This window comes from Acinetobacter sp. UBA5934 (assembly GCF_002430855.1).
GTDB lineage: Bacteria > Pseudomonadota > Gammaproteobacteria > Pseudomonadales > Moraxellaceae > Acinetobacter.
The window spans coordinates 11,216-22,662 of record NZ_DJDC01000190.1; the positions used below are offsets into that span (position 1 = coordinate 11,216).

11 protein-coding genes are annotated in these 11,447 nt (G+C 44.2%); 1 reads left to right on the top strand and 10 read right to left on the bottom strand.

Translation table 11 applies throughout. The features are described 5' to 3' along the window. From thrS to B2Y23_RS14015, 3 genes are all read right to left on the bottom strand, one after another. Positions 1–1,394: threonine--tRNA ligase (thrS, locus tag B2Y23_RS14005; RefSeq protein ID WP_291371478.1), on the bottom strand; the 1,394-nt coding region annotated here is incomplete at its 3' end. A gap of 232 nt (positions 1,395–1,626) precedes the next feature. Further along, complete coding sequence (locus B2Y23_RS14010) at positions 1,627–2,787, bottom strand: alanine racemase (protein ID WP_291371480.1); 1,161 nt, start codon at positions 2,785–2,787, stop codon at positions 1,627–1,629. Positions 2,788–2,797: 10 nt separating this feature from the next. Continuing rightward, positions 2,798–4,084 (bottom strand): D-arabinono-1,4-lactone oxidase, encoded by a 1,287-nt coding sequence (locus tag B2Y23_RS14015; protein WP_291371482.1) that lies wholly within the window; start codon positions 4,082–4,084, stop codon positions 2,798–2,800. A 233-nt stretch (positions 4,085–4,317) separates the two neighbouring features. On the opposite strand from B2Y23_RS14015, the gene B2Y23_RS14020 reads away from it, so the two are divergent. After that, on the top strand, positions 4,318–5,958 hold the full coding sequence (locus tag B2Y23_RS14020) for an acyl-CoA synthetase (RefSeq protein ID WP_291355374.1): 1,641 nt from the start codon (positions 4,318–4,320) through the stop codon (positions 5,956–5,958). 126 nt (positions 5,959–6,084) lie between these two features. On the opposite strand, the gene yjgA is transcribed toward B2Y23_RS14020, so the two are convergent. The 7 genes from yjgA to pcnB are packed head-to-tail and all read right to left on the bottom strand — an operon-like array spanning position 6,085 to position 11,415. Beyond that, on the bottom strand, positions 6,085–6,618 hold the full coding sequence (gene yjgA / locus B2Y23_RS14025) for a ribosome biogenesis factor YjgA (RefSeq protein ID WP_291355376.1): 534 nt from the start codon (positions 6,616–6,618) through the stop codon (positions 6,085–6,087). A gap of 2 nt (positions 6,619–6,620) precedes the next feature. After that, positions 6,621–6,890, bottom strand: a complete 270-nt coding sequence (locus B2Y23_RS14030) for an HPr family phosphocarrier protein (RefSeq protein ID WP_086198359.1) — start codon at positions 6,888–6,890, stop codon at positions 6,621–6,623. Next, positions 6,887–7,738, bottom strand: a complete 852-nt coding sequence (gene rapZ / locus B2Y23_RS14035; RefSeq protein WP_291355378.1) for an RNase adapter RapZ — start codon at positions 7,736–7,738, stop codon at positions 6,887–6,889. Before rapZ ends, B2Y23_RS14030 begins: the two co-directional genes overlap by 4 nt. A 26-nt stretch (positions 7,739–7,764) precedes the next feature. Beyond that, on the bottom strand, positions 7,765–8,610 hold the full coding sequence (gene panC, locus B2Y23_RS14040; RefSeq protein WP_291355380.1) for a pantoate--beta-alanine ligase: 846 nt from the start codon (positions 8,608–8,610) through the stop codon (positions 7,765–7,767). Between the two features lie 2 nt (positions 8,611–8,612). Then, positions 8,613–9,422: a 3-methyl-2-oxobutanoate hydroxymethyltransferase gene (panB, locus tag B2Y23_RS14045; RefSeq protein ID WP_291355382.1), complete on the bottom strand. Its 810-nt coding sequence runs from the start codon at positions 9,420–9,422 to the stop codon at positions 8,613–8,615. 47 nt (positions 9,423–9,469) lie between these two features. Further along, on the bottom strand, positions 9,470–9,955 hold the full coding sequence (gene folK / locus B2Y23_RS14050) for a 2-amino-4-hydroxy-6-hydroxymethyldihydropteridine diphosphokinase (RefSeq protein WP_291355883.1): 486 nt from the start codon (positions 9,953–9,955) through the stop codon (positions 9,470–9,472). Next, positions 9,955–11,415 (bottom strand): polynucleotide adenylyltransferase PcnB, encoded by a 1,461-nt coding sequence (gene pcnB, locus B2Y23_RS14055; protein WP_291355383.1) that lies wholly within the window; start codon positions 11,413–11,415, stop codon positions 9,955–9,957. Before pcnB ends, folK begins: the two co-directional genes overlap by 1 nt. Positions 11,416–11,447 lie beyond the last annotated feature (32 nt).

Here is an 11,447-nt window from a genome sequence, read left to right on the forward strand (position 1 = left end):
ATCTTCGGACCGTAGAATGCACCTTCACCTGGTTGTAAATCCCAATCCAGGCCAGCAGCATCTAAAGCATCTGCCAAAGATTTTTCTGCCATGTCCCAAAGCTTGTCATCACCGACACGCTTTTCAGGACGTGTAGACAATTTCATTTGAACTTCTTCAAAGCCAAAGTCTTTATAAACATCTAAAGTCAGTTTAATAAAGTCTGCAACTTCAGTACCAATTTGTTCTTTGGTACAGAAAATGTGTGCATCATCTTGAGTAAAGCCACGTACACGCATAATGCCGTGCAATGAACCTGATGGTTCATTACGGTGGCATGAACCAAACTCAGCCAAACGCACAGGAAGATCACGGTAAGACTTCAAGCCTTGGTTGAACACTTGCACGTGACAAGGACAGTTCATTGGCTTCACCGCATAGTTACGGTTCTCTGAGTGAGTCGTAAACATGTTGTCTGCATAGTTGGCAGCATGTCCAGATTTTTCCCACAATGTGAAATCAACCACTTGCGGCGTGCGGATTTCTTCGTAGCCATTGTCTTGCTGAACTTTACGCATGTATTGTTCAAGCACTTGATAAATGGTCCAGCCATTCGGATGCCAGAACACCATACCCGGTGCTTCTTCTTGCATATGGAACAAGTCTAGCGCTTTACCGATTTTACGGTGATCGCGTTTTTCTGCTTCTTCAATACGTTTTACATAAGCCGCAAGCTGTTTCTTGTCCGCCCAAGCTGTACCGTAAATACGTTGCAGCTGTTCATTCTTCGCATCGCCGCGCCAGTAAGCACCAGAGATTTTAGTCAGCTTGAACGATTTTAGGAATTTGGTGTTTGGTACGTGCGGACCACGGCACATATCCAGGTAATCCTGATGGTAGTACAAGCCCATTTGAGTTTCTTCAGGCATGTCTTCAATCAGGCGTAATTTGTATTCTTCACCACGCGCTGTGAATTCTGCAATCACTTCATCACGCGGCGTCATTTTTCTGATGACATCATAGTCCTGATCGATGAGCTTTTTCATACGTTCTTCGATCGCAGCCATGTCATCTAAAGTGAATGGACGTGGCATCCAGATGTCATAGTAGAAGCCTTCTTCAATGACCGGACCAATGACCATCTTTGCTTCTGGGAACAATTGCTTAACCGCATGGCCGACCAAGTGCGCGCAAGAGTGACGAATGATGTGAATACCATCTTCATCTTTAGGCGTGATAATTTGTAAGGTTGCATCTTCAGTGATGAGATCAGACGCATCAACCAAACGGTCGTTGACACGACCTGCAACTGTATTTTTCGCAAGACCTGGACCAATGCTCAGTGCAACGTCCATCACAGATACGGCTTGATCAAACTGTTTTTGATCGCCATTTGGCAAAGTGATAATTGGCATAAAAAATCCTTAAGGAGTGATGCCCCGTACCATAGGGCATGTCACCGCGAGATTATGATCGAGGCAGAACCTCAAAAGATAAAAACGGTGGATAAATAAAAATCGACTCGAATTTTACACGTCTTATCCACAGGATTAAACCTTTTCACCTAGAAAATTCGCGATTTGGCGCATTTTGAATTTATTTGCCACTACTTCGCCTTTAGATCAATCAAGAAATTACTGTTTTTTTTTATTCTCTAAAGTTATCCCATGCTTCGAACTTGCCTTGAGTATAGGCATAAAGCTGAGCAAATTGCGGAATCACCGCTTCACTTTGAGTCGGTCGTAAAAATACATATTCATCCCGCTCAATCTCACAGGATTTTGGCAACAGCAGCATTTCCTGATTACTGCTGCGTCCATACAAACTATGCAGCTTACTTTTTTCTGGATAAATATAGTTGGCCTGCCAATAACCGCCGTATATGAATACCGCCTTATATTTATGCGGAAGATGATTCAGCAGTTCCAGACCAGGTAACTGGCTATAGCACAAAACTTTAAGTACCGGTGTGGCAATCCAGAGTGCACATTGCAGTTCAGCCAGATTCGCCAGATCAAAATCGCCGGGCTTGAGCAGCAACGAGCCAAAAGCCAGATCATTACAGACACTGTGTTGGCAATGCTGCATAAAGGTCGGACTGCCACCGCCATTAAAACACAGGTTTTCGTGCCATAAATTGGGAAACTGCTGCCGAATGATGTCGATGTAATGTTGATACCATTGCTGCGATTGTTGATAACTTTTTTCCGCAGATTTTAAGATTTTCGGCAGTTTGGCCACATGGGCATCATAGCCCATTAAACCGGTTAATTTGAGATGGGTTGCATGTTGCTGAATCAGCTTAAGCAAAGCCAGAAATTGCTGCTGAGTTTGCACGCCGCCACGATGCAGCCCCACATCAATTTCAATATTCACATTCAGGCAAATGTTAAACCATTGCGCCAGCTGCAAATATTGTTGTAAGCGTCCCACTTCGTCAATCAACCACTGAATATAAGGCTGTTGATCACGCTCACTTGTAACCTGATAAAACCTTTCTACTGCGTGGATCGGCATCGGCTTGCCCAGCAAGATATCGGCTTGCTGAAATGTCTGGATAATCTCTGAAATATGCGGCAGATGAAAAACCATAAAACGCTGGCTATTTAGTTTTTCACTGGCCAGTTTGAGCAGCTGCATATTGGCTAGGGATTTCACCACCAAACGTGGTTTTAACTGCGCAGGTATGCGCGACTGTACAACCTCCAAATTATGTTGATAGGTTTTTAAATCTAAAATCAGTTGCGGTGTGCCAGTCCCCTGCTGTTGTAAATGCTGAGTCAGTTGCTGAAAATAGTTCGATTGCATTGCCCTCTCCTTATTTTCCAGACAGGAGTAACTGTTTCAAATAGGGATTCAACCATTTTTGCTGCGGGTCCAGTTGCTGACGCAGCGCCATAAAATCGTCCCATTTCGGATAAAGGTCGCGCAGCGAGGCTGCGCTCATGCTATGCAACTTGCCCCAATGTGGCCGTCCCTGATATTTCTGAAAAATCGGCTCGACCAGATTAAAGATCGCGTGGTAATCCTGTTTATAAAACTGGTGGATGGAAATGGAGACTGAATCGCGCTGATAAAAAGGACTCAGCCAGATATTATCCGCTTTGACATAACGGAACTCGATCGGGAAAAACATCGGCACCTTATGCTTTCTTAAAGTCGCCAAAACCTCGTCCAGACACTGCAAGCCCAATGCCGCTGGAATCTGATATTCCATTTCATTAAATCTGGTATTGCGCGGAGTTGGAAAAATCTGGTTTGACCAATCCACATAGCAGGTCGGTTTGAGAAACACGCCGAGCATTTTTTGCAAATAGGGATTTGTCCTTGGCAATAGCTGCGTCAATTCAGAACATAGGGTTAATAAGGCATCCTCCGAAGGCCAGCTCTCTTGCCTGGGCTGAATCGCTTCATTGGTTTCATCTAGAGTTTTCAGCATCACTTGATCTGAATGCAGGAATACCCAAAATTCTATGTGCCGGTGCTGCAGCTTCCATTGATCAATATGTGCAAAAATCTCCTGAATCGGGCACAGCCGAATCTGTTCTTTTAATTTATATCTGAGACGATTTTGCAGGGTAATTTGGGTCATCACTCCCATACTACCAAGGGCAACCCGCCCAGCCTGAAAGATGTCTGCATTTTGCTCGCGATTACATCCCAACAGCGCGCCAGCTGCTGTGAGTAATTCAAAACCTTCCACAAAAGCAGATAGACAGGGTAAATCCATCCCTGTGCCATGCGTTCCTGTAGCAATCGCCCCGGCCAAACTTTGCTGGTCTATATCGCCCTGATTGGGTAAGGCCTGATTGATCGGGGCAAGATATTCACCCAGGTCATATAAACGTGTACCCGCTTGAACTGTGCACTGGGTTTTCTTTTCATCAAAAGTCACCACGCCTTTGAACTGATCAAGATTAAGCAAAATGTCATCAGTCTTGGCCAAAGCACTAAACGAATGTCCTGCACCCACAACACGGATATGCTCACAGGATTTCACTATTTTTTGTAATTCATTGATATGCTGAGGTTGAAGAATTTGTGGATGTGCCTGCTGGTTTCCAGACCAGTTCTGCCATCCTTTATCCGCCTGTTGTATTTTCATTATTATTCCTTGGCTGATGCTATTTTAATTGCTCAGTTAGAGTAAAATACCTAAAAAAGCAAATATGGGAACCCATGAGTTCAAAAAAGATCTATGCTATAAAATAATTTATTTAATTTTCAATATCTTAAAAATTATTAAATTAGACTCGACTAAAGCATAAATGCAAGGTTTCTGATAAATGCATATCTTTTCAACAGGATATGAAAATAAATATAGAACGGAGTTTAAAAATGGTTAGCGCATACGATGAATTACCGCGTACCCCCGCAAATTTTGTAGCGTTGTCACCTTTACGCTATCTGGATCGCGCAGCTTATATTTACCCGAATCAAAATGCGATTATTCATGGTAAGCGCCGGATCACCTGGCGTGAGAAATATAATCGTTGCCGTCAGTTTGCCAACCAACTCCAAAAATTAGGCATCGGTAAAAATGATACCGTGTCTGTCTTGCTGCCTAACGTCCCTGCCATGATTGAAGCACATTTTGCTGTACCGATGGCAGGTGCGGTACTCAACACCTTAAATACCCGTCTGGATGCCAAAACACTGGCCTTTATGCTGGAACACGCCGAAAGCAAAGTGTTACTGGTTGACCCTGAATTTACTGCACTTGCGACAGAAGCACTGGCTCTGATTTCACAAGACATTTATGTGATTGATGTGGCCGATGCAGAGTTTGAAGGTGAAGACAAGCGTATTGGTCAAATCGAATATGAAGAATGGATTGCTCAAGGCGATGCAAACTTTGAATGGCATCTTCCCCAAGATGAATGGGATGCGATTAGCTTAAGTTATACCTCGGGTACCACAGGTAACCCTAAAGGTGTGGTCTATCATCATCGCGGTGCTTACATTAACGCGGCCAGTAATATCATTGCTTGTGGCATGACACCACGTGCCACCTATTTATGGACACTACCGCTATTCCATTGTAATGGCTGGTGCTTTGCCTGGACCATGGCGGCCAACGGCGGAACCAACGTCTGCTTGCGTAAAGTTGATGCGGAACTGATTTTTAAACTCATTGCTGAACATAAAGTCGATTATTTCTGTGGCGCACCGATTGTCTTGTCGATGCTGATCAATACCCCGGATGAGAAAAAGACCAAAATTGATCACCGTGTCGAAGTGATGGTCGCGGGTGCTGCACCGCCAGCTGCGATTATCGAAGGCATGCGCAATATTGGCATTAACGTGACTCATGTTTACGGCTTGACTGAAACTTATGGCCCTTCTGCGCTATGCGCATCTCAAGCAGGCTGGAGCGATCTGTCTATTCAAGAACAGGCACAGTTACATTCACGTCAAGGCGTACCGTATCCACTGCAAGATGGCATGAAAGTGCTTGATCCGGACACCATGCAGGAAGTTCCACACGATGGTCAGACCATGGGCGAAATTATGTTCCGTGGCAATATCGTGATGAAAGGTTATTTGAAGAATCCTGAGGCTACAGCGGAAGCGTTTGCTGGTGGCTGGTTCCACACAGGAGATCTGGCGGTTTGCCAACCGGATGGCTATGCCAAAATTACCGACCGTTCTAAAGACGTGATTATTTCTGGTGGTGAAAATATTTCCTCACTCGAAGTGGAAGAAGTGCTGTATCAGCATCCTGCTGTTCTGACTGCAGCGGTGGTGGCAAAACCAGATCCACGTTGGCAGGAAGTGCCATGTGCCTTTGTGGAGCTGAAACAAGGTAAAACTGCAACAGCTGAAGAACTGATTGAGTTCTGTAAGCAGCATTTGGCCCGTTTCAAGGTACCGAAAGATGTGGTAATTACCGAGATTCCAAAAACCTCAACTGGCAAACTGCAAAAATTCATCTTGCGTGACTGGGCCAAAGAACGTGCTACAGGTGAGTTTCAGTAATACTTCATCGGATGAAGTCCCCCTTTTCAAAGGGGGATTATCCCCTTATGGAACATTACTTCTCACCCTTTAAAGAGTGAAAAAAAGCGACTCATATGAGCCGCTTTTTTAGTTTGAGTATAGAAATCAGTTATCTGAAATCAAAGCCACTTGCTGAATATAGTTAAACAGTTTTAACTTAGACGCAGCCAGCTCTTCTTCAGTCGCCTGATTTTTGATATCACGATGGATACGCAAAATATGCTGACGAATTGCATGATGCTCGGCAGCATTATGCGCTTTCATAAATTCTTTAATCACCGGATCACCTTGCGCGATCATACGATCGACCCAACGTTGCAACTGTGCGGTTTTTTTCGCACCTTGCTGCGGCGTTAAGTAAGACAAAATCATGGTTTCATCTTCATTACGCAATAATTTTCCTATACGCTGAAACTGACGGCGACGCGCTTCATGTGAAGTAATGGTTTGCACATCCAGTAAAGCATCAATCAAACGCTCTTCCACAGGAAGATTTTTAATTTGTTTGATACTTAACTGAGCCAGTTGCTCACCCAAAGCAGCCATACGCTGAACTGCTTTTTTCTGTTCGGTTTTACTCGCACGTCCTTCTAGACTTTCAAAGTCATCTTCAGTAAAACGGTTCGGTTGACGTGCCACGATTAATCTGCCTCGTAAAATTTTGCTGCAAATAATGCCTGAATTTCAGATAAAGCTTGTTCTTCATCCGCACCTTCAAGCACTAAACGTAAAGTTGTGCCCTTGCCTGCACCCAGCATTAGCAAGGACATAATATTTTTTGCATCTACCAATTTACTACCTTTACCAATTTGAATCGATGAACGAAATTTGGTGGTAACTTCAATTAGCTTTCCAGATGCACGCGCATGTAAACCTAGTTTATTAATTACGTCAACAGTTGTGTCAATCATGACCAGTGCTTCATTTCTCTATGGAGGACTTGGATAGACCATTTTTCCTCAAGGGCTTTTTTGAGTCTATCTACGATATATACCGAACGGTGCTGCCCGCCGGTACAGCCAATGGATACCGTCATATAGTGACGATGTCCTTCTGCAAAGGCAGGCAACCACTTATCTAAAAAATGATAAATGTCTTGGAACATCTCATTGGTTTGTTCACTTTGCAGCAAAAACTGTTGCACAGGTAAATCTAAACCTGAATATTTGCGCAATTCCAGATCCCAATGTGGATTAGGCAAATGACGTACGTCAAATACATAATCGGCATCAAGCGGAATACCGTGCTTATAACCAAATGATTGTAAAATTAAAATGAGGTTATCTGATTGTCCAAGTTTAGACAACAAGGTATGTTTCAGATCATGGACGCTTTTATCAGTGGTATCAATATGTACCGTTGAACGCAATTGTATGGGAAGCAATAAGGTTTTTTCTTCCTGGATACATTCATTCAAGCTTTTAAAACGACTGGCTAAAGGATGTGGACGCCGTGATGCACTAAAACGGGTAATCAGTTCCTGATCCTGGGTAGTCAAATAAATGATATCCACCGAACCATGTCTTTGCAGTTGCTCAAAAACATGATCAAACTCTTGCAGGTCTGCACGGGTACTGCGTACATCCACGCCTAGCGCCAGTTGCTCTAAATTATTGTCACGATCAAGTTTTTCCACAATTTCCGGCAGCAATGCCAGCGGTAAATTATCAATACAGTAATAACCCAAATCTTCTAGCACCTGCAAAGCAGATGATTTCCCCGATCCAGATTGTCCTGTAACAATTAAAATACGCTTCATGGCAAAGCTGTCCTTAATAACAAAGTCTATGCAGTATGCTTGACCTGCAAGTTATCAATCAGTCGGGTGTTGCCTAATTTGGCAGCTACAAACAGCACCACATCCTGATCAAATGCTTCAATATCTTGTAATTCTGGAGTACGCGCTTCCACATAATCCACAATAAAACCAGCTTGTGTCAACTTTTGCTTAATATTTTCTAACACTTCCGCAAGACTGACACCATTGTGCAGCTCCTTCTCGGCAGCAGTTAAACTCTGGTAAATGGTCGGTGCAATGGCACGGTGTTCAGCACTCAAATAACCATTACGTGAACTCAGTGCCAAGCCATCTTCAGCACGGGTAATTGGCACCCCAATCACTTCTAGCGGGATATTCAGGTCACGGACAAGCTGACGAATCACGGCCAGCTGCTGATAGTCCTTTTGCCCAAAAAAGGCAAAATTCGGCTGTACAATATTAAACAGTTTAGTGACCACCACAGCCACGCCATCAAAATGGCCCGGACGCTGTAAACCACATAAGTCATTGGTAATCTCAGACACGCTAATATTGGTTAACCGTGGCTTATTGCCATACATTTGCTCAACGCTCGGCGCAAAAATAATGTCACAGCCGACATCTGCCAACAAATGACTATCCTGCTCCAAAGTACGCGGATAGCTGTCAAAGTCTTCATTTGGCCCGAATTGAATCGGATTGACAAAGATACTGACCACGACAACATCACAGATTTTTTTTGCTTCACGCACCAGGTTTAAATGCCCTTCGTGCAAATTGCCCATGGTTGGAACAAAACCAATAATTTTTCGTGCCGATCGAGCTGGACTCAGTGAAGCGCTTAATCCCTGAATGGTGGTTTCTGTTTTCATGTTTACAGCTCGACTTGAAAAGTTTGTTCTTTAGCAGGGAATGAACCTTCTTGGACTGCCGCATGGTATGCCTTGAAGGCGTCCAGAATTGCAGTTTCCCCTGCTTGTTCTTTCATAAAATTACGCACAAATTTAGCCACATGACCACCGGTCAATCCCAGCATATCTTGAACAACCAGCACCTGACCGTCCGTATCTGCGCCTGCGCCAATGCCAATCACTGGAGTATGGGGAAATAATTCACTAATTTCCTTACCCACCTGTGCCGGAACACATTCCAGTAGAAGCACTGCAGCACCAGCTTCTACCACGGCCTTACAATCGGCAATCAGCTGATCGGCAGCTTCACGGGTACGCGCCTGAACTTTATAGCCGCCAAATACATGCACAGATTGTGGGGTTAAACCCAAGTGCACGCACACTGGAATACCATTACGGGTTAACACCTGAACGGTTTCGGCCAGCCATGCGCCGCCTTCTATTTTCACCATATGTGCGCCAGCTTGCATCACTTGTTTGGCGCTGATTAATGCATCATTCAGGGTGGCATAACTCATAAACGGCAAATCAGTCAAAATAAACGCATGCTGATTACCACGGCGAACGGCTGCCGTATGATAGGCCATATCATCTACCGTCACCGGTAAAGTAGAATCACAGCCCTGAATCGTCATTCCTAAAGAATCACCTATCAGAATGGTATCAATTGCAGCAACTTCCATTGCTTTTGCCATACTCGCATCATAGCAAGTCAGGCAGGAGAATTTGCGGCCTTGCGCTTTAAATTTTCTTAAGTCACTTAGACTAATCATCCGGATCTTCCTCTTATGACGACTTTCTCAAGCGGTCATGCAAAAAATTAAATATTTGCCCAATTTCCGTCATCCAGCACGGTAAGCGATGGATGTTGCAAGATCGGTAAATCTTTTAATAATTGTCCCTTGAGCTGCAAATTTGCCTCTAAATCAAGCAATGGCATCAGCACAAAATCACGTTCCATCACCCCAATATGCGGCACGGTTAAACGCTCATTAAGAATCTGTTCTTCACCATACATGAGTAGATCCAAGTCCAAAGTCCGTTCGCCCCATCGGCGCAGTCGAACCCGACCTGATTCTTGCTCAAAACGCTGCAATTCATCTAGCAAGGCAAGTGGCTGCAAGTCTGTAATAAGCTGTACAGCCGCATTTAAGTAATTGGGCTGGTCTTGTGGCCCCATGGGCGGACTTTGATACAGCCTGGAGGTTTTCACCGAACCCAGCGTTGCCAGCTTCTGCACCGCTTCTGCCAAAATTTGACGTGAATCGCCTAGGTTACTGCCTAGGCCAATGTACGTTACTGTCATCATTGTGTCGGTCCAAAAACAACCTGGCTTAAATCACGTTTGACTCGTTTGCGTTTTAAAATAGGATGATCATAGCCAATCTCTGAGCCATTTAATGCAGTCGACTGAGCTGGTCTTTCCGTTTTTGCCCGGCTTTTACGTTCACGGCGACTACGCGGTTCAGGCTCGTTCACTAAAGGCTCAATTTCAGCAACCGCAGCGACTGACTTCGTTTCTACCACATCCTCTGTTGCAGATTTACGACGGCTTTTTGCGCGTTGACGATTATATTGACTAATGGCGCGTTCTTTTTCATCCGTAGACATCTGTTGATACGCATCCCACCATTGACCCATACCCTGAGTGGTCTCATCACCTGATTTTTCACGCAGTAACAGAAAATCAAATCCGGCACGGAAACGCGCATGCGTCGATAAAGCCTGAATCTGTTGCGGTTTCGGATTAAGCAAACGGGTCTGCATTTCCCAAACTTCACGAATAAATGTTTCTGCAAAACGTGGAATGATGGTACGGGTGGCCTGACGTTTTAAAACATCCAAACCCGCCTGTGCTCTTGCCTCTGCAGGAATAACACCTTTATTTAAATAAAAGTTACAACGCTCTAAAAAAGGTTTCCACAACAATACCGCATAGAAAAATGCAGGATTGATGGTCTTGCCAATTTGAATACGTTGATCGGTATTGATCGCAGCGCGTTCAATAAAGGTGGAGATATCCGGGCTGATGTCTGCAAACAGTTGACGCCAAATATCAAAATCAATCAGCATCGGTAGAACACGATGCAAATGTCCCATGGTGAATAACTTTTGTGATTCATCATATAAGCGGTGCGGAGAGATATCACGCAACAGCTGGGTCATTTCAGGAGTAAAAATTTCTAAAATTTCAGGCGCAATATTAAAATTTAATTTTGCGGCAAAACGTAAAGTGCGGAGCATGCGCACCGGATCTTCTTCAAAACGTAAGGTCGGATCACCCAACAAACGTAAGGTTTTATTCTTTATATCATCAATGGCATGACAGAAATCCAGCACAATGCCTTTACGCGGCTGGTAATACATCGCGTTAATAGAAAAATCACGGCGGGCAAAATCCTGTTCAATCGTGCCCCAATTATTGTCACGTAAAATCATGCCTGAAGCAGACGTGACTGCTTTTTTAGGCGGTGCACGGAAAGTGGCAACTTCGATCAACTCACGACCAGCATAGACATGAGCCAGCTCAAAACGTCGTCCGATAATACGACAACGTCGTCCGAAGACTTCTTTCACCTGAGCCGGAGTTGCATTGGTGACCGCATCAAAATCTTTAGGATTTAAACCTAAAATTAAGTCACGGACACCCCCACCGACGATATAAGCTTCATAGCCAGCTTTGGTTAAAGCATCGATAACATCTAATATGGAAGAAGGTAATTGAGCGGTTGATAAACCACATTTTGACGCGCGCAAAGTTTGCAAAAGACGCTGTCTCCTACGTCTGAACGTAAAAT